This window comes from Cupriavidus sp. GW823-FHT07A04 (genome assembly GCF_058794615.1).
The window spans coordinates 118,938-137,134 of the sequence record NZ_JBXAHA010000022.1; the positions used below are offsets into that span (position 1 = coordinate 118,938).

General features: G+C 61.9%; 18 protein-coding genes and 1 pseudogene. 9 read left to right on the forward strand and 10 right to left on the reverse strand.

The annotated features are described in order from the left end of the window. Window positions 1–6 precede the first annotated feature (6 nt). Complete coding sequence (locus AC1Q7Q_RS32180) at window positions 7–984, forward strand: 2-hydroxyacid dehydrogenase (protein WP_492373695.1); 978 nt, start codon at window positions 7–9, stop codon at window positions 982–984. Between the two features lie 36 nt (window positions 985–1,020). After that, on the forward strand, window positions 1,021–1,836 hold the full coding sequence (locus tag AC1Q7Q_RS32185; RefSeq protein ID WP_492373696.1) for a shikimate dehydrogenase family protein: 816 nt from the start codon (window positions 1,021–1,023) through the stop codon (window positions 1,834–1,836). A gap of 244 nt (window positions 1,837–2,080) precedes the next feature. Here AC1Q7Q_RS32185 and AC1Q7Q_RS32190 read toward each other — a convergent pair whose 3' ends face one another. Then, entirely contained in the window at window positions 2,081–3,025 is a 945-nt protein-coding gene (locus AC1Q7Q_RS32190; protein WP_492373697.1) for a hypothetical protein, read from the reverse strand. Between the two features lie 233 nt (window positions 3,026–3,258). On the opposite strand from AC1Q7Q_RS32190, the gene AC1Q7Q_RS32195 reads away from it, so the two are divergent. Beyond that, window positions 3,259–3,690, forward strand: coding sequence for a DUF6228 family protein (locus tag AC1Q7Q_RS32195; RefSeq protein ID WP_492373698.1), 432 nt, complete (start codon window positions 3,259–3,261; stop codon window positions 3,688–3,690). Between the two features lie 132 nt (window positions 3,691–3,822). Here the strand turns inward: AC1Q7Q_RS32195 and AC1Q7Q_RS32200 are convergent, their stop codons facing one another. The 5 genes from AC1Q7Q_RS32200 to kbl all read right to left on the reverse strand — a co-directional run bounded on the left by AC1Q7Q_RS32200 (window position 3,823) and on the right by kbl (window position 9,720). Then, a complete protein-coding gene (locus AC1Q7Q_RS32200; protein ID WP_492373699.1) occupies window positions 3,823–4,311 on the reverse strand; it encodes a GNAT family N-acetyltransferase in 489 nt (162 codons plus the stop codon). 563 nt (window positions 4,312–4,874) lie between these two features. After that, on the reverse strand, window positions 4,875–5,432 hold the full coding sequence (locus AC1Q7Q_RS32205; protein ID WP_492373700.1) for a sugar O-acetyltransferase: 558 nt from the start codon (window positions 5,430–5,432) through the stop codon (window positions 4,875–4,877). 221 nt (window positions 5,433–5,653) lie between these two features. Continuing rightward, window positions 5,654–7,072: an amino acid permease gene (locus AC1Q7Q_RS32210; protein ID WP_492373701.1), complete on the reverse strand. Its 1,419-nt coding sequence runs from the start codon at window positions 7,070–7,072 to the stop codon at window positions 5,654–5,656. A 474-nt stretch (window positions 7,073–7,546) separates the two neighbouring features. After that, window positions 7,547–8,521, reverse strand: coding sequence for an NAD-dependent epimerase/dehydratase family protein (locus AC1Q7Q_RS32215; RefSeq protein WP_492373702.1), 975 nt, complete (start codon window positions 8,519–8,521; stop codon window positions 7,547–7,549). Further along, on the reverse strand, window positions 8,518–9,720 hold the full coding sequence (gene kbl, locus AC1Q7Q_RS32220) for a glycine C-acetyltransferase (RefSeq protein WP_492373703.1): 1,203 nt from the start codon (window positions 9,718–9,720) through the stop codon (window positions 8,518–8,520). Before kbl ends, AC1Q7Q_RS32215 begins: the two co-directional genes overlap by 4 nt. A gap of 88 nt (window positions 9,721–9,808) precedes the next feature. Here kbl and AC1Q7Q_RS32225 point away from each other — a divergent pair, with 88 nt between their 5' ends. The 3 genes and pseudogenes from AC1Q7Q_RS32225 to AC1Q7Q_RS32235 all read left to right on the forward strand — a co-directional run bounded on the left by AC1Q7Q_RS32225 (window position 9,809) and on the right by AC1Q7Q_RS32235 (window position 11,472). Next, window positions 9,809–10,405: a helix-turn-helix domain-containing protein gene (locus tag AC1Q7Q_RS32225; RefSeq protein WP_492373704.1), complete on the forward strand. Its 597-nt coding sequence runs from the start codon at window positions 9,809–9,811 to the stop codon at window positions 10,403–10,405. Between the two features lie 196 nt (window positions 10,406–10,601). After that, a pseudogene (locus AC1Q7Q_RS32230) lies at window positions 10,602–10,796 on the forward strand (DUF4434 domain-containing protein); the annotation flags it as partial. Between the two features lie 106 nt (window positions 10,797–10,902). Beyond that, the gene (locus AC1Q7Q_RS32235) at window positions 10,903–11,472 is read left to right on the forward strand and encodes a DUF4434 domain-containing protein (protein WP_492373705.1); all 570 of its coding nucleotides are present in this window, start codon (window positions 10,903–10,905) and stop codon (window positions 11,470–11,472) included. A 138-nt stretch (window positions 11,473–11,610) separates the two neighbouring features. On the opposite strand, the gene AC1Q7Q_RS32240 is transcribed toward AC1Q7Q_RS32235, so the two are convergent. The 3 genes from AC1Q7Q_RS32240 to AC1Q7Q_RS32250 all read right to left on the reverse strand — a co-directional run bounded on the left by AC1Q7Q_RS32240 (window position 11,611) and on the right by AC1Q7Q_RS32250 (window position 14,215). After that, window positions 11,611–12,123 (reverse strand): GNAT family N-acetyltransferase, encoded by a 513-nt coding sequence (locus tag AC1Q7Q_RS32240; RefSeq protein ID WP_492373706.1) that lies wholly within the window; start codon window positions 12,121–12,123, stop codon window positions 11,611–11,613. A 628-nt stretch (window positions 12,124–12,751) separates the two neighbouring features. After that, entirely contained in the window at window positions 12,752–13,177 is a 426-nt protein-coding gene (locus AC1Q7Q_RS32245; protein ID WP_492373707.1) for a GlcG/HbpS family heme-binding protein, read from the reverse strand. Window positions 13,178–13,201: 24 nt separating this feature from the next. Continuing rightward, the gene (locus tag AC1Q7Q_RS32250; protein ID WP_492373708.1) at window positions 13,202–14,215 is read right to left on the reverse strand and encodes a zinc-binding alcohol dehydrogenase family protein; all 1,014 of its coding nucleotides are present in this window, start codon (window positions 14,213–14,215) and stop codon (window positions 13,202–13,204) included. Window positions 14,216–14,312: 97 nt separating this feature from the next. On the opposite strand from AC1Q7Q_RS32250, the gene AC1Q7Q_RS32255 reads away from it, so the two are divergent. Continuing rightward, window positions 14,313–15,251 (forward strand): LysR family transcriptional regulator, encoded by a 939-nt coding sequence (locus tag AC1Q7Q_RS32255; RefSeq protein ID WP_492373754.1) that lies wholly within the window; start codon window positions 14,313–14,315, stop codon window positions 15,249–15,251. Between the two features lie 147 nt (window positions 15,252–15,398). Here AC1Q7Q_RS32255 and AC1Q7Q_RS32260 read toward each other — a convergent pair whose 3' ends face one another. Beyond that, a complete protein-coding gene (locus AC1Q7Q_RS32260) occupies window positions 15,399–16,307 on the reverse strand; it encodes a LysR family transcriptional regulator (protein ID WP_492373709.1) in 909 nt (302 codons plus the stop codon). Window positions 16,308–16,481: 174 nt separating this feature from the next. Here AC1Q7Q_RS32260 and AC1Q7Q_RS32265 point away from each other — a divergent pair, with 174 nt between their 5' ends. Together AC1Q7Q_RS32265 and mug are read left to right on the forward strand one after the other, a co-directional pair. Continuing rightward, window positions 16,482–17,471 carry an SLAC1 anion channel family protein gene (locus AC1Q7Q_RS32265; RefSeq protein ID WP_492373710.1) on the forward strand — a complete coding sequence of 330 codons (990 nt, stop codon included), beginning with the start codon at window positions 16,482–16,484 and terminating at the stop codon, window positions 17,469–17,471. Between the two features lie 13 nt (window positions 17,472–17,484). Then, entirely contained in the window at window positions 17,485–18,084 is a 600-nt protein-coding gene (gene mug / locus AC1Q7Q_RS32270; protein WP_492373711.1) for a G/U mismatch-specific DNA glycosylase, read from the forward strand. Window positions 18,085–18,197 lie beyond the last annotated feature (113 nt).

The following is an 18,197-nucleotide window of genomic DNA, read 5'->3' on the forward strand; positions in this document are numbered from 1 at the left end:
TTTGCGATGCGCAAGAATGTACTGGTGTTCCGTCCCATTCCGCCCGACCTGCTCGCCCGGATCGAATCGGAGCATGACGTGATCGTCGCCGACCCGCGCCAGCCGGCGCAACGGCCGGCCTTTCGCGCCGCGCTGGCAAACGCGCACGGCCTGATCGGCTCCAGCGTCAAGCTAGGCGCGGCCGAACTGGCCGAAGCCGGCCAGCTGGAAGTGATCTCAAGCATTTCGGTGGGGGTCGACAACTATGACCTCGCCTGCCTGCGCCGGCGTGGCATTACGCTCTGCCATACGCCCGGCGTACTCACCGAAACCACCGCCGACACCGTCTTCGCGCTCATCATGGCGGCCAGCCGCCGCCTGGTCGAGCTCGCCGCCCATGTGCGCGAAGGCCGCTGGGCCGCCAATATCGGTGAAAGCCTGTTCGGCTGGGACGTGCATGGCAAGACGCTGGCGATCCTCGGTTTCGGGCGCATCGGGCAGGCGGTGGCACGCCGCGCGGCGCTTGGCTTCGGCATGGAGGTGCTTTACGTCAACGAGACCGCCGCCGAACCGCCCGATCTCGTGGGGCGCACCACCCGCACGGAACTCGATGACGCCTTGCGGCGCGCCGATATCGTCGCGGTCACGCTGCCGCTGACCGAGAGCACGCGCGGCTTGATGGGGCAGCGCGAGTTCGCACTGATGAAACCGGGTGCCATCTTTGTCAACGGCGCCCGCGGCCAGATCGTGCAGGAAGACGCGCTGCTCGCGGCACTCGACAGCGGCCACCTGCGCGCGGCCGGGCTCGACGTCTTTGCCACCGAACCGCTGCCGCAGGATTCGCCGCTGCGCTGCCATCCGCGGGTGACGGCCCTGCCCCACATCGGCTCAGCCACGCATGAAACCCGCCGCGCCATGGCGGAACTGGCCACGCGCAATCTGCTGGACGCGCTGGCCGGCCGGCCACCCGCCGCGCGCTTCGATCTGGCAGCCATCGCTGCTTAGGCAACCGTTCAATCTTCCCCGCGAGGACCATCCGCAATGCCCCGTTCCATTCCCACGCTGTGCGGCTCGATCATGGGCGAGCCTTTCACCTTCAATGTGCGTATCCACAATGCGGCCTATCGGGCGCTGGAGATCGACTACACCTTCGTCTGCTTCGGCGTGCAGGACGTGCCCGGCGCCGTGCAATCGATCCGGGCGCTGGGCGTGCGCGGCATGAATGTATCGATGCCGCACAAGCAGACCGTGATCCCCCACCTCGACCACCTCGACGAGACCGCGCGCGCCATCGGCGCGGTCAATACCATCAACAATGTCGATGGCGTGCTGACCGGCTACAACACCGATTGCATCGGCGCCGTACGCGCCTTCCAGGAGGTGACCGAGCTGCCAGGCAAGCGCATCGCGCTGCTGGGCGCCGGAGGCGCGGCGCGTGCCATGGCCTATGGATTGCGCGAGGCCGGCGCCGCCGTGACCCTATTCAACCGCACCGCGGCGCGCGGCGAGGAACTGGCCGCCTCGCTTGGCCTGCGCTTTGGCGGTGCGTTGTCCGACTTCCGGGCGGCAGACTTCGACATGCTCGCCAACGCGACGGCCGCCGGCTTTCGCGCACCCGATGTCAACCCCGTCGCCGGGCAGCTCGCCGCCCACCTGATCGTCATGGACGCTGCCTTTATCCCGGTCAGGAGCAAGCTGATCCGCGATGCCGCCGCGCTTGGCTGCCGCACCATCGACGGCACGCGCATGATGCTGCACCAGGCTTGCGCCCAGGTCGAGTTCTATACCGGCTGCGCACGCGCGCCGATCGAAGCGATGGAGGCGGCACTGCTGGAGGAGATCGCACGCCTGTCCTAGCCGCCCACCGCTCGCAACTGCCTCTGATTCACGCCGTTACCGGCTAGCCGCTTGCTGCGAACCGTGCGGGCTTCGCGGTGAGTTCCCCGGTGGCGAGAGCCTCGCCTATTCCCTCATCGCGATCGGGGCCGGATGGCTCTGATCGAGCCTGGGAGGTCTTACACATTTCTCATCAGCCGCCAGGCGAGCACGGACGCCGCCGCTGCACTCGGGGCCCTACCTAGAGGCGCATGATGCGGCGCCGTCATCGGCCCTTGCGCCGGAAGGTGAATTCGGTACCGCCACAGCAGTTGCCGTCCCGCAGGTAGACGCCGAAAGTCTTGCCGACGACGGCGTAGCTCACCGTCACGACATCCAAACCGTCGTTGGGCAGATAGTTGCCCGACATCGCCGGCACGAAATCGATCGCGTCGCGAACGAGCAAGTAGAGATGTTCGTCATGGACGGTGGTAGCGGACGACAACATCTTCAGGGCATCCTCCACTACGCTGTTGTGGGGCTGGCTGATCTCGTACTGCATACCAGCGTCGCGGTATGGGATGGACAGCAGCACCTTGCCATCGACGCTCAGGTGCGTCGCGAGCGATGTGTCCACTGTGACCGTCATGCTGTTGAGCCGGTGCAGGTCCTCGCGTGTCAGGCTCACGTCCGAGAACTCGCGGCGCGCCATCGAAATACCCGATACGTTCGATTTCCATTGCCCTTTTTCCCGCCACGAATCCCACATGCCGTTGGCACCGCCCCAGCCGCCGACGTTATCGAGCGCATAGGTGCCAATCGCCTGCGTAAGAATCTCGCGCTTTGAGCCGATGATGATTTCCGAGGTCTGATGCGCCTCAACGGGCAAGCGCCGGTCGCCACGGGCCGATGCCCAGCTGCCGTCGAGCGTGTCGCTGGCCACCTTGCCGGTGAAGGTGCCAGTGCGTTGGCCCGCGCTCCCGATCTCGTCCATCGAAAAAGTGCCCAACGGGTCGATCTTGCCGCTCAAGTAGATATCATTGCTCTTGCCGGCGTAGCGATAGCTTCCCGTCAGCCTGCCGTCGACATTCTTGAGATCCATCGTGAACGCATAGCGACCGCCGATGCGGCCCGCAAAGTTCTTGTGGAAGTACAGAGGGTCGGCCAGCGCCGCGGCGGCAGTCATCCAGGACAGAAGCAGGGCGGCGAGTTGCAGGGCGGGACGGGACATCGAGTGCGGTCGGGATTGGAGGTGACGCAATTGTGACACGCCGTGCCGATCGGTAACTCGTGGCCACGCGCGGAAATCGCTTTGCTAGGAGCAACTCTCAGTGTAATGATCGTCAATAATTCGGACCAAGCTTCGATGGACCACCGCAGGCCGGCAGGCGTCCCGCGTGAGCCAGGTTGTCATCGACGCCTCCCGTAAGGGACCTTCGGATTCGCCGAGAGCAGTCGTTCAACATGCTAGGCTGGCGGAACTTTGAGCTGATTCTGCACTTAAACGATATGGTCGAAATCAAGTCTTGCGAAACCGGTGCAACATTAAGCTTCACCGTCCAAAGCCGAGACCAGGACGAAATTCGGTTCCTAGCAAAACTAGCGGGGACGCCTTTCACAGGTGAAGTCCTTTCGTCTACGTATCATAATGGGCCGCCTACCGCCCTATTCGATGATATGGCGAGATGCTGGACCGGATGGCACGGCCAGAAGAGCTGGGAGGCGATTGACGGCGAGTTGTCTTTGATCGCGACGATGACATCATTGGGCAAGGTGACTCTGGTCGTGAAAATGAGCGCAGGCGATGGCGATTACACGACCACAGCTGTCCTAAAACTCGAAGCGGGTAGCCTCGATCGCATCGCAGACGACGTTCGCTCCTTGTTTTCGGCTTGACGGCCTGAAGACCGGCGTCGATATCGCGGAAGGTGTCGCTGGGTTGCTACCCGGGAGCCCACACGGTAAAGCCGACGTCCGAATGTTCGTCCGAGGGTGGGAGCGAGCGGATGAATCCCCAACCCGAAGAAGTCATTCGGAAGGGGCCAACGCAAGCTTCTTCACCATGGGCATGCAGGCCAGCCGAAGTCCCGAGGGGGATTGGTAGATAGACGGCTTATCACCGATGAAACCACATCGCCGGTAAAAAGCGGCGGCGTTCAACGTGGCCTCGATATTGATCTCAGTTAACTCGGCCTGGCGCGCCAGGCATTCGAGGTGGGTCACCATCTTCATACCTACGCCGCGTTGCATGAAGTCGGGGTGGACAAAGATTGCCCCCAACTCTCTCTTTTCAAGGTCGAGCATGCCTGTGGCGACGGGATCCCCCTGGATGCAGACCAGATGAAAGTGATTTTCCACCAGGTCCCTATACCACTCCGTGAGCGGTACGTCTGTCCACGCCTGGACCTGCTCCGGGCTATAGGCGGTGCCGCATTGATCAAGTATCGCCAGACGGCGAATATCGAATGCCGCCTGCGCATCGCTTCGCCTGGCTCGTCGAATCTCCAGCATTTCCATTCTCCGTTCATGGCCATCGGTTCATGGCCATCAGTGACGGAGAACTAAAAAGCCCCGTCATTGTTGGCGGGGCTTCGAGTCATACGCTGAATCCTGGATGCGTACGACTTCATGGCCCGCCGAAGGCGGTCATGGCGAAGCACATCATGTTCATCAGGCGTATATGGGGCATCCCCGGATAGTGGCGGACGCCTTGCGGATTGTCAATGTCAAGGTCCGCTCCTGGCCGATCGTGTTGAAAACTCAATCTACCCACTGAGCAGACTGGGCCTGCCGGTTGCCAACCTCTCAGATCGGCCCGTCTTGAACGATCGTCGGTTCGGGGTTCTCCCCTCCTGAAATCTCGCCGGGAGTCGGGTCTACGGAGTGTCTCAACGCCATCGGCGGCATTCAGCCGTCGGACCGATCCCTTGAACTATACGGTTACGGTCACCCGGGCCGTCTCGACTCTCCCATGTGCAGGAATGGGGCCGAGTTCGACCCACAAGGGGCAGTCGCCTTTCTCAAGAGCGGACCTTCATAACCCGGCTTCGGCGAGTAGCCGCCCCTTTGCAGATGTTCCCTTAGTCAGCAATCGAACGAATAACCCGCGCCGGATTTCCACCGACAAGAGTATTCGGAGGGACGTCCTTGGTGACTACCGATCCTGCTGCCACAACCGAGTTCTCGCCTACGGTTACGCCACCGATAATGGTCGCGCCGGCTGCGATCCAGACGTTTCTCTCAATCACGATGGGCTTTGCGATTACGCCGTTATGCCGCTGGGAAGGTTCAATGGGATGGCCAGATGTGATGATGCTCACGTTCGGCCCAATCATCACATCGTCGGCAATGTCGAGTCCGCCAAGGTCATAGAAAGTGCAATTCTGATTGACGAAGACATTGCGCCCGATACTGATATCGACCCCGCCGGTTGTGTAGAACGGTGGTATCAATAAAAAGTTGTCGTCCACCTTCTTGCCGATGAGATCGCTGAACAAGGCACGGACTGCATCCGCATCGTTGAATGTCAACCGGTTGAGAGTGGCGGTGATCGCCATCGCTCGTTTGATGTTTGCTGACATGGCCGCTGATTCCGGCGTTCTCCTGGAAATTATTTTGGTGCGCTCATCATTCGCCATTCGTTCCTTCCTTCGATAGCCAAGCGGTCGGTCTGATTGTCGACGATCTAGCCCTCTCTGTCGATCGACCGTACCTGGCCGAACCCGGAAGTTCGTCGCCGGCCAACGCTCGATCGCGCCGACTCAGCTCCGAGCTTCCGTAGTCAACTGCGGATTCGACCGGTCGGGGTCCGGCGCTGCGCGCCGCCGCGTAGGAGCACCGGCAGCGCGCGGGACAGTGATCAAGCCGACTTTCGGACATGCCCCTCAAGCGGCGCACGCGATTTGGTGAGCCGATAGCCGATGCCGAGCAGCGCGAACCACACAGGTGCCACGTAGAGCGCCACCCGGGTACCCGGATCGAGCGACAGCAGCGCCGCAACCGCGATCATGAAGGCGACCACCAGCCAGTTGGCATAAGGCGCGCCAGGCATGCGAAAGTCCACCGCCTTGACCCGGCCGGCGGCGATTGCCTTGCGATAGCCGAGGTGGGCAATCATGATGATCGACCAGGTCCACAGCGAACCGACCAGCGAAATGCTGGTGACCCAGACGAAGACCTGCTCCGGCACGATGTAGTTGAGCAGCACGCCGATGCCCATCAGCACGGCCGAGAACGTGATGGCGGTGGACGGCACATGCTTGCTGCTGACCCTGCCGAAGGCGCGCGGCGCCTGGCCAAACTGCGCCAGCGTGTACAGCATGCGCCCGGTGCTGAAGATGCCGCTGTTGCAAGACGAGGCTGCCGCCGTGATGACGACCAGATTGACGATCGCGGCCGCCCCCGGAATGCCGATCCTCTCGAACACGTAGACGAAGGGGCTGACGCCGGGCTTCAGTTCATTCCAGGGCACCAGCGCCATCATGACGATCAGCGCGCCAACGTAGAAGATCAGGATGCGCCAGACGACGCCGTTGGTCGCATGCGGCAACACCTTCTCGGGATTCTGCGCCTCCCCCGCGGTGACACCGATCAGTTCCACGCCCTGGTAGGCGAACATGACGATCTGCAAGGTCAGCACCACGCCGAGCGTCCCGAACGGCATGAAGCCGCCATGCGTCCAAAGGTTCGAGAAGCTGGCCGTCGGGCCGAGCGGTGTCACACCGAAGAAGATGATCGCCAGCCCGATCACGATCATGGCGATGATGGTCACCACCTTGATCAGCGCGAACCAGAATTCCAGCTCGCCGAATACCGCGACCGCGATGCAATTCACCAGGTACAGCACCGCCAGGGTGGCCAGCGCCGGTATCCACTGCGGCACGTCCGGGAACCAGTAGTGCACGTAGACTGCGACCGCGGTGATCTCGGCCATCCCGGTGACCACCCACATGAACCAGTACGACCAGCCGGTGGCGAAGCCGGCAAAGGGGCCGACAAACTCCTCGGCGTAGGTTGCAAAGGATCCTGTCACCGGGCGGTACAGCAGCAGCTCGCCCAGCGCGCGCATGATGAAGAAGATCGCCACGCCGCCGATGGCATAACTCAGCATCAGTCCCGGGCCGGCGATGGCGATCGCGCGCCCTGCTCCCAGAAACAGTCCGACACCGATGGCGCCGCCGATGGCAATCATCTGGATGTGCCGGTCCTTGAGCCCGCGATGGAGATCCTTCTCCTCGTGGGCCCGCTCTTCGTCGAGCAGTTTCCTTACGTCAGTCATATTGATCTCCTCTCAGACCCGCGAACGCTTGTCAGCACCCGCACGGCTCTCACCCGTGAATTGGTTCCGGCGCGCAATGACCTTCCGGATACGGGTTGCCCGGCTTCGCGCCGGTAGTGCGCCAGCATGAACCCTCCGATGTCGAAGCCGGCCCTCGCGGCCGGAAAGTCGGATTGCTGGATTTGCAGCCGTGATCATGAGTTGTCTCCTCTGGTAATCGTTATTCGGATCGATGCGGCCGGCGCTGCGCGCCTTGTCTATCGCCCGCGCGGCATCGCGCATCGTCCTGATCGCCTTCATTCCCCGACAACGCATCCCAGCGTCCGAAATCGAGGCGATCTTCTATCACTGGGTCTCGACCCTGTCAATACGTTTCCCGCGCTACCGTGCAACGACCTTCGCGCAGCCTGCTGTCATGCCGCGAGGCCGGCCGGCGCCCGGGTTCCTGGCTTTACCTGCTGCGCCAACCCGGTCTCAGCTCACGCATTCCAAGGCGCTACCCTGGTTCAGCGTTGCCAGGTTTTTCAGCATGTCGGCCACCATCTCCTTGAGGCCGAATTCAGGTCTCCAGTTCCAATCCCGCCTGGCTACCGAGTCGTCGATAGAGTCGGGCCAGCCACCGGCAATTTCCTGACGGAAATCAGGCTCGTACCTGACATCGAACCCCGGGCAATGCCGCCGGATCTCGCTCGCGATATCGCCAGGCGTGAAGCTCAAGCCCGCAAGGTTGTAGCTTCCCCGCTCGGAGATGCTGGCGCCGGGCGCCTCCATCAGCTCGATGGTCGCGCGAACGGCGTCCGGCATGTACATCATTGGCAGGGCTTCATCTTTCTCCAGGAAGCAGGCATAGGGTTGCGCCCTGAGCGCCGAATGGAAGATATCGATTGCGTAGTCCGTGGTTCCGCCACCTGGAGGCGTCTTGTAGGAAATCAATCCTGGATACCGCACGCTCCGGACATCCACGCCATGGTTCTCAAAGTACCAACGGCACCATCCTTCGCCCGCCAGCTTGGAGATGCCGTAGACGGTCTTGGGCTCCATGATGGTGCTTTGGGGTGTGGCGTCCGGCGGCGTTGTCGGGCCGAATGCCGCAATCGAACTGGGCCAGAATACTTTGTCGAGCTTCTGGTGACGCGCAGCCTCCAGCACGTTCAGCAGGCCGTTCATGTTGAGTTGCCACGCCCATGTGGGCGACTTCTCTCCGGTTGCCGACAATGCGGCTGCCAAGTGATAGATCTGGGTGATCCCATGCCGCTCGATGACATCGCGGAGTTGCGCCCGATCGGTTACGTCGAGCATTTCATGCGTGAGATGCGGGTGGCGGCCGTGCGGCACCATGTCGCTCGTGACGACATTCTGCTTGCCATAGCGATCGGCCAGCGCCGACGCCAACTCTGTTCCCAATTGGCCGTTGGCGCCAATGATCAGAACCCTGGCTGGCTTTGTCATTGAATGATCCCCAGTTCCTTGCCTGCGATCTCGAACGCCTCCAACGCCTGGTCCAGCTCGGCGCTGTCGTGCAAGGCGCTGATCTGTACGCGGATGCGTGCCTGCCCCTTGGGGACCACGGGATAGAAGAAACCGATGACATAGACGCCCAGCTCCAGCAGACGCCGGGACAGTCGCTGCGCCTTTTCCGCGTCATACACCATGACGGGAATGATGGGGTGGTCGCCGAGCTTCACGTCGAAACCCAGCGTGCCGAGCTTGCCGCGGAAGTACCGCGCATTGCGCTCGAGCTTGTCTCGCAACGTGGTATCGGCTTCGAGCAGGTCGAGCACCTTGAGTGTCGCCCCCACGATGCACGGCGCCACCGTGTTCGAGAAAAGATAAGGCCGGGAGCGCTGGCGCAGCAACGCCACGACTTCTTTTCGCCCACTCGTAAAGCCACCCGAGGCACCGCCAAGCGCTTTGCCGAGCGTTCCGGTGATGATGTCGACCTTTCCGAAGATCCCACGGTGTTCGTGAGAGCCGCGGCCGCGCTGCCCAAGGAAGCCGGTGGCATGGCACTCGTCAATCCCGAGGAGCGCCCCGAACTCGTCGCAGATCTCGCGGATCTCGTCGAGCCGGGCAATCGTGCCATCCATCGAGAATACGCCATCGGTAAAGACGAGCTTGAAACGTGCGCCTGCGGCATCGGCCGCCTTCAACTGCTCGCGAAGATCCTCAAGGTCATTGTTCTTGTAGCGGAAACGCTTGGCTTTACAGAGCCGGATGCCATCGATGATGGACGCGTGGTTCAGTTCGTCGCTGATGACAGCGTCGTGCGGACCAAGGAGCGTCTCGAACAGCCCCCCGTTCGCGTCGAAGGCCGAGCCGTAGAGGATCGTGTCCTCGGTGCCGAGAAAGCTCGCGAGACGCGCCTCGAGCGCCTTGTGCAGGTCTTGCGTACCACAAATGAACCGAACGGAGCTCAAGCCAAAACCACGCTCGCCGAGCGCGCGATGCGCAGCCTCCACGACCTCCGGATGGGACGAGAGGCCCAGGTAGTTGTTAGCGCACAGGTTGATGACTTCCTTCCCATCGGTAGTCCTGATAAGGCTGCCCTGGGGAGAGGCGATGACACGCTCGGTCTTGAACAGACCGGCTTGTTCAATGGACTCGAGCTCCTGGCGGATGGCTGCGTAGAATGCGTCTGTTGTCGGCACAGCGGTGCTCCTGTAAACTGAGGATGATCGATAAACCGAACGTGTTCTGTATATCGAACGTTCTGTTCACTTTACAGGATCTCATTTCATGGCACAAGTCCCCCCGGCGGAGGCGTTCGCAGAAGGCCCCCCCGTCATTGGAGCCAGGCTGCAATTGCTTCGCCAGGCACGCAAGCTCTCTCTCGACGAGCTTTCCCGGCGTGCTGGCGTATCCAAATCGATGCTTTCGCAGGTTGAGCGGAATCTCGCCAATCCCACGGTAGCGGTCTTGTGGCGATTGGCGAACGCCTTGGGGATTGGCCTGGCCGAGTTCCTCTCCGGCGGGCAGGCCGACAAACCGACACCAACCGTAACGGTCATTCCTGCTCACTCGATCCCGGTGATCAGAAGCCCGGATGGCAAATGCGAGTTGAAGATTCTCGGCCCGGTGGACCTTGCGAGCCGGGTGGAATGGTATGAGCTGTCGATCCATCCTGGCGGCGTACTCGCATCCGAGCCGCATGAGAGTGGTTCGAAGGAACATCTGTCCGTAATGAGCGGCTGCGTCACCGTTCAATCCGGCCCCAGTGAGAAGAAAGTCCGGCACGGCGAGTCCGCGCGCTATCCGGCGGATGTTCAGCATGCCATTTCGAATCCTGGAAAAACCATGGCCACGGCATTGCTGGTCGTTGAGTACGCCCAATGACAGCCGTTCATCGGAAGTCGACAGGATCACGCTAGCCACATTGATCAGTGCACCGCCTCGACGAAGAACAGCAGCGGTGAGCGTGATCGCGCCGGGGCTAGCACGGCCGGCACAGCGCACTACGCGCTCAACGGCTGCACGTAGCCCTGCACCGAATGCCGGAATGCCCTTGGCGTGAGGTTGAACTGCTCGCGAAATGCGGTGGCAAAGTTTGCCGCGCTGGAGAAGCCGACTCGGGCAGGCGGAATGGCACCAGCGCCTGAAGGCCGTGCGCGCCCTGGGCTGCGCCGAGATCGTGATCCAGTGGGCCGCGGTGGATGGCGAGCAGCCCTGGCAAATCCCCGAGGCGCTGCTGGACTTCCTGTTCGACGATAGCGGCCAGCTCGGCCTGGGCATCCGGCTCGGACTGCCCTACGATGAGCGCTGGTGGCAAGCACTGGGCGCGCCCGACGCCACCACGCTGCCGCGCTTTCTCGCCCAGACTCGCGCACGCGAGCGTGGCCTATGCCGAGCAGGCAAAATGGCCGAGGCGGAGCAATTTCAGCGGCTGGTACATTCCCTACGAACTGGAGCAGCACAACTGGGGCACGCCGCAGCGGCAAGCCCTGTTGGTGCCCTGGCTGCAATCCATCGCCTCCGCCACATCGGCAGGCCGCCCCCCGCAGCCGGCCATTTCCACCTACTACAGTCGCTTGCCCTCTTCCGGCACGCTGGAGGAGCTATGGGCCGTCATACTCGACCAGGTGGTGATTCGCCCAATGATCCAGGACGGCGTCGGGGTCAACGGCCTGGACAACTACCAGGCGCTAGCGCCGTTGCTCGCCCTGCTGCGCACCCGCGAGACATCGTTCGACCTCATCGTGGAGCTGTTCCAGGAACTGCCTTCCCAGGACGCCACCACCTTCAAAGCCGTCTCCGCCGGCCTGCTGCGGCTGCAGCGGCAACTAGCCATTGCGCGGCAAACGGGTGGACAACAACTGGTTGCCTTCGCTCTCGATCCCTGGGCGATTGGAGAATCTCCGCAGGCAAAGCAACTTCTGGAAGCCTGGCGCGAACTCAGTGAATAGGCACCGACGGTGCAAAATCCTGTCCGTATTGGCTGAACTCGCGCCCCTTAGGTACTGGCAATAGGATGGGGATATGAGCTGCATACTTTGAAAGCTCGATGAGTAATGTACGAGCATCCTGATGCTTGTCATCATCCGTCAATCGCAGACGCATGGTAGGCGTTGCGCGGAAGTGGCCAACGCAAGCTTCTTCACCATGGGCATGCAGGCCAGCTGAAGTCCCGAGGGGGACTGGTAAATAGACGGCTTATCACCGATGAAACCACATCGCCGGTAAAAAGCGGCGGCGTTCAACGTGGCCTCGAGATTGATCTCAGTTAACTCGGCCTGGCGCGCCAGGCATTCGAGGTGGGTCACCATTTTCATGCCTACGCCGCGTTGCATGAAGTCGGGGTGGACAAAGATTGCCCCCAACTCTCTCTTTTCAAGGTCGAGCATGCCTGTGGCGACGGGATCCCCCTGGATGCAGACCAGATGAAAGTGATTTTCCACCAGGTCCCTATACCACTCCGTGAGCGGCACGTCCGTCCACGCCTGGACCTGCTCCAGGGTATAGGCGGTGCCGCATTGATCATGTATCGCCAGACGGCGAATATCGAATGCCGCCTGGGCATCGCTTCGCCTGGCTCGTCGAATTTCCAGCATTTCCATTCTCCGTTCATGGCTATCGGTTCATGGCCATCAGTGACGGAGAACTAAAAAGCCCCGTCATTGTTGGCGGGGCTTCGAGTCATACGCTGAATCCTGGATGCGTACGACTTCATGGCCCGCCGAAGGCGGTCATGGCGAAGCACATCATGTTCATCAGGCGTATATGGGGCATCCCCGGATAGTGGCGGACGCCTTGCGGATTGTCAATGTCAAGGTCCGCTCCTGGCCGATCGTGTTGAAAACTCAATCTACTCACTGAGCAGACTGGGCCTGCCGGTTGTGAACCTCTCGGATCGGCCTGTATTGAACGATCGTCGGTTCCGGGTTCTCCCCCTCCTGAAATCTCGCCGGGAGCCGGGTCTACGGAGTGTCTCAACGCCATCGGCCGCATTCAGCCGTCGGACCGATCCCTTGAACTATACGGTTACGGTCACCCGGGCCGTCTCGACTCTCCGATGTGCAGGAATGGGGCCGAGTTCGACCCCAAGCCGCCGTTCGAGCCGCCAGGGCTTCAATGGCAGTTATCGGAGTGATCCGGCCGTCCGCGCCGGTCCCCCACGAGCAACGGTTCCACCTCTTTGTGGACGTTTGTCGATTGACGGCAAGGCGATCGTTCAACGGCCCAGGCTTACTGCTTAAACCCTGCGTGACGCAGCGCTTCCTCAGCGGCCTCGTGGTCTTGAACCGATGTTCCGCCAGAAACACCGATGCCACCCACCAGACGCCCTTCGTGGAAGATCGGTACGCCACCGCCGACCGGCGTCAGCCGCGGATGGTGCGCCAGTGGGGCAACGGTGGGCTCGGCCATGTACTGATTCCATTGGTGCGTGGCCATGCCGAACGACGCGGCGGTCCATGCCTTGTCGATGGCGACATCAACGGTAAGGAACGGGGCGGCATCCGCTCGCTCGAAAGCGCGCAGGTGGCCTCCTGCATCGGTAATTGCGATCGTCGCGGCGAATCCGCGCGCTGCGCTGGCGCGGCGCGCTTCTGCCAGCAATGCTTGTGCAGCTTCCAGGCTGATCGTTGTCGTGCTGATGATTTGCGATGTCATGTTGATGCTCATTGTCAGAAGAGTTCAGCGGTTGGCGACGACGACCTTGCCGATCATATTGCCTGCCTCGACCAGCGCATGCGCCTCGATCAGACCTGCGGCGTTGATGCCGTCAATGCGTCGGGTCAGCGTGTGCTTGAGGCGGCCCAGATCGACCAGCTCCGCCGCGCGGCGCAGCAACGCGTATTGCCGTGCGAGGGTGTCGGTGGTGAACATCGCGCGGGTGAACATCAGCTCCCAGTGAATCGAGATGGACTTCCCCTTGAACGGCCCGATGTCCAGACCCACCGGGTCGTCGATGAGTGCGAACTGGCCTTCCGCGCGCAGCACGGAGGCGATTTGCGGCACATAGGCGGCGCTGTTGTTCAGCCCGGCAACGTGGGTGACGTGCTCGATGCCGAGCGCGGCCAACTGGGGTGCCCAGGCCTGATGATGATCGAGGACGTAATGTGCGCCATGGGCCAGCACCCACTCGCGGGTTTCCGGCCGCGAGGCCGTGCCGATGACGGTCATGCCAGTCAACTCGCGCGCCAGTTGGGTCAGAATCGAACCGACGCCGCCAGCTGCTCCAATGACGAGCAGCACGTTGTTGTCGGTCGGGTCTGCTGCGTGAACACGCAGACGGTCGAACAGCAGCTCCCACGCAGTGATCGTCGTCAGCGGCAACGACGCGGCCGCGGCGAAGTCCAGTGAGGTCGGCATAGGTCCGACGATACGCTCGTCCACGGCGTGCAGTTCGCTGTTGCTGCCGGGCCGCTTGATGTCACCCGCGTACCAGACACGGTCGCCTGCCTTGAAGCGGGTTGCCAGCGGACCGGTCGCGCGGACGATTCCCGCCGCGTCCCAGCCGGCGATGCGCGCACCGCCTTCCGGAATATCTCCACCGCGCCGGATTTTGGTATCGACCGGGTTGACCGATACCGCTTTCACTTCCACCAGCAGATCGTGGTCGCGCAGCTCCGGCGTCGGCAGTTCGATATCCTGCAGCGCCTGCGGGTGGCTGATGGGATGGTTCTGATAGAAGCCAATTGCTTTCATACACGTGGTCTCCAAGGGTGATTGAGACCATGTTATCTTTCGTCGATATGCGGATAAATACCCGCTGAACCCAAACAATTTCGGCATTTCAATGAAAATGATTCGACTCGATGACGTTCAGATCTTCGTACACACGGTGGACTACGGCAGCTTCTCGGAGGCGGCGCGCCAGTTGAATATCGCGCCCGCACATGCGAGTGCGTCAGTGCAGCGACTCGAAAAGGCGCTGGACACCCGCCTGTTCACCCGTTCGACGCGAAGCATGCAACTTTCGGACGCCGGGGAGCGATACCTGCCGCATGCGCGGGTCATGATTGGCGCGCTGGAGCAAGGCCAGCAGGCCCTGGCCGGCGGCCGGGGGGCGCTGTCCGGCCCGCTGCGGCTGTCCGCTCCGTCTGACTTTGGTCGAAACCTGCTGTTACCGTGGCTGGATGAATTTCAGCACCGGCACCCTGGTTTGTCGCTGCACGTGAAAATAAGCGACCGTGCGGCCGACCTCATCCGCCAGCCGCTCGATGCGGTCGTGCGCTACGGAGCGCTGCCAGATTCGTCTCTTCTGGCCATGAAACTGGTCGACAACAATCGACGCGCATTGTGTGCCGCGCCGTCATACCTCGAACGGCATGGCGCACCGGCCAAAGTTGAGGATCTGCGGCGACACAACTGCCTTCGGTACGTCTGGAGCGAGCAGATACATGAACGCTGGCACTTTACCCCGCCTGGCGGCGAGCGCACCGTGGCCGTCACAGGCAATCGCATCAGCGACGATGCCGATGCAGTTCGTCGCTGGGCGATAGCCGGGGAAGGCCTCGTCTACAAGTCGCGGCTGGACCTCATTGAGGATCTGAAGGCAGGTCGCCTGGTGGAGTTATTTCCCCCGGAGTATTGCGAGCTCGCGCCGCTGCACTTGATTTGTGCTCACCGTGCGCAACTGTCGCCGGCGATTAACGCGTTGCATGCTTTCTTGCGGGAGCGCTGCACTGCATTGCTTGCCAGCCATCCATCCGGAGGCACTCAGGCTGCACTCGCGATTTAATTGGCCGCCTACAGGGCGCAACGGACGTCTGAATGTCCGAACCCCGTTGCCCGCGAAAGGTCGCCTGTTGGCTGGAAAGGGACCTCTCCGCTGCTACCCAGCCGTCTCTTCCCCACTAGCGACGCTCGCACCCTCGGCCTGCAAACGTCAGACTTCGACCTCCACCACCCGAGCCTTCAAGCGCGGCGCGGCGAAATCAAGGAAAGCGCGCAGCTTCAGCGGCAGGATGCCCTGTCCGGTGTGAACAAGGCTGATGGGCCACGGCGCCGGCTCGAACGGTGCGAGCACGATCTTGAGCGCGCCGGCGCGCAACGCGCTCGCCATCTGATAAGACACCACGCGCGTGATCCCGACGCCGGCCACTGCCGCATCGACCGCGGCTTCGGCAGTGCTGACGGCAAGCCGCGAACGGACGGGCACCGCGATCTCCGACTTGCCCGACATGAAGGTCCAAACCTGCCGGGATGTCATCCGTTCGAACGTGATGCATGCATGCGCGGTGAGCTCGATGGGGTTCGTCGGCATGCCGTGTTCGGCGAAGTAGGCCGGGCTTGCGCACACCACCCGGCGCACCGTGCCAATCCGTGCCGCGACGAAACTGCTGTCGGGCAGTTCGGCAACCCGCAATGCGACATCGACGTGCTCTTCAAGAAGCGGCACCACGCGGTCGGTCAGCACCATCCGCACATCGATGTCCGGATAAGTCTTAAGGAAATCCGCGACCACGGGCAAAACGTGCAGGCGTCCGAAGACCAGGGGTGCGGTGATGACGATCTCGCCTTTGGGCGCCGCATACTCCCCCGAAGCTGCACGCTCCGCCTCCCCCACTTCCTCGAGAATGCGCCGGCATGCGGCAACATATGCTTGCCCGGCTTCGGTGAGGGAAAGCTGTCGGGTGGAGCGATGCAGGAGTCGCGTATTCAGATGCGACTCCAGGTCTGCGACCTTGCGGCTCACCGTTGCGAGCGGCATCTTGAGTTGGCGCGCCGCAGCAGAAAAACTGCCTGCTTCGACCACGGCCACCAGGATCGACATGGATTCGAAGCGATCGGCCATGTTCTCAGTTTTTGGGAGGATGATTCTCAATAATGGCAGATTATCTTTATGCGTGGAAGAGCATAGTATCGGCCGCACCTCCCCGACAAACGAGGCGGCGAACGATTTGAGGCTGCTCGATTGGCTGCTCTGGGCCGCCACGTGTCAGGTCCCCAAGAATCTGGAGAATGTGCTGTGTCAACGCTTTCGAGTCCCCATCCGCAGTCCTTGCGGACAACCGCTTCCATCAGAAATTTGCCCGTCAACCTGTTTGCGTCGGTCATGGGCATTGCCGGACTGTCCATTGCGTGGCGCCAGGCCAGCCACGAGTTCGGGGTAAGTCCGCTGATCTCCGATGCAGCCGGCATCCTCGCCCTGGTGGTGTTCGTCGTGCTGGGCGTGGGCTATCTCGTCAAGGCAGTCAAACATCCTGAGGCGGTCGTCGCCGAGTACCGGCATCCCGTCGCCGGCAATTTCTTCGGCACGATCACGATCGCCATCCTGCTGCTTTCCTCGGTCGTTGCGCCACTGAGCCAGACGCTTGCCGAAGTCATGTGGACGGTGGGTACCATTTTCACGCTTGCGCTCTGCTTCGCGATTGCGGGCCGGCTGCTGCGGGGAAAGATTGACGCTGCGCACGCGGTTCCCGCCTGGTTCATCCCGGGTGTGGCCACATTGGATATCGCCGTTGCCGGCGGGACCATGCCAATGCCGTGGGCGCATGAAGTCAACTTGTTCGCGCTGGCCGTGGGAACGATGATTGCCCTCTTGTTCTTTACGATGATCATGTCGCGCATGATTCACCACGAGCCGCTGCCCGCCAGCATGGTCCCTTCCCTGCTGATCCTGATGGCGCCGTTCGAAGTGGGCTTTCTTGCCTACACGAACTTTACGCAGCAGGTCGACACCTTCTCCGGGTTGCTGTTCTACTTCGGTCTCTTTGTATTCCTCACGCTCGCACCCAAGGTGTTTCGCAGGGGAATGCCGTTCGCTTCGGGTTGGTGGGCAATCAGCTTTCCAATGGCAGCGCTGGCGATTGCGTCGCTGAAATACGCGATGTTCGTCCAGGCCTGGCCCGTGAAGGCGATTGCCATCATCCTGCTCGCCATGCTGACCCTCGCGATTGGGGTTCTCTTTGTCAAAACGCTGCACATCCTCCTGAACGGTAAGCTGCTCGGCGGTTGAAACGGCAACCGACATGACCGAAGTTCAGGACCCGCGCATATTCTCCGACCCGACAGGCGGTGCGCCGTCGCCACCGCCACCGCCACCGCCACCGCTACCGGACGTGATATCGGAAGGTTTGGCAGTCGTTTTTTGTGGCATCAATCCCTGCATGAGAGCGGCGGCAAGCGGCCACCACTTTGAAGGCCATGGCAACCGCTTTTGGCGAGTCTTGCATCTGGCGGGTTTCACGCCAGTGCTGATACGCCCCGAAAACGACCGGGACCTGCTCGTCCATCGATGCGGATTGACAACGGCCGTTGCCCGGCCTACCGCGCGGGCCGATCAGCTTTCACCGCATGAATTTCATGCATCGACATCGGCGTTGCTGAAGAGAATCGAACTTCACCGCCCCACCTGTATCGCCTTCCTGGGGAAGGCCGCATACGCAGCCATTTCAGGTCAGCGGCAGGTCTTATGGGGACGCCAGAACGCGATGTTGGGTGGGTCGACTGTGTGGATCCTTCCAAATCCGAGCGGGTTGAACCGCTCGTTCAGCCTCGATGACCTCGTTGGGGCTTATAGAGCGTTGTACCTTGCGTATGCCTCGCCGAAAGCCTTGTTTGCGCGATAGACCGCAAAACACAGGACATCGGAAAACCTCGGGGTCGCGGTGGCCGTCTCGCCCCCTTGCTCCCCACCACGCGGCCGCCGCGTGCCGCCAACTGCCGTCCCCCTCCACTCGCG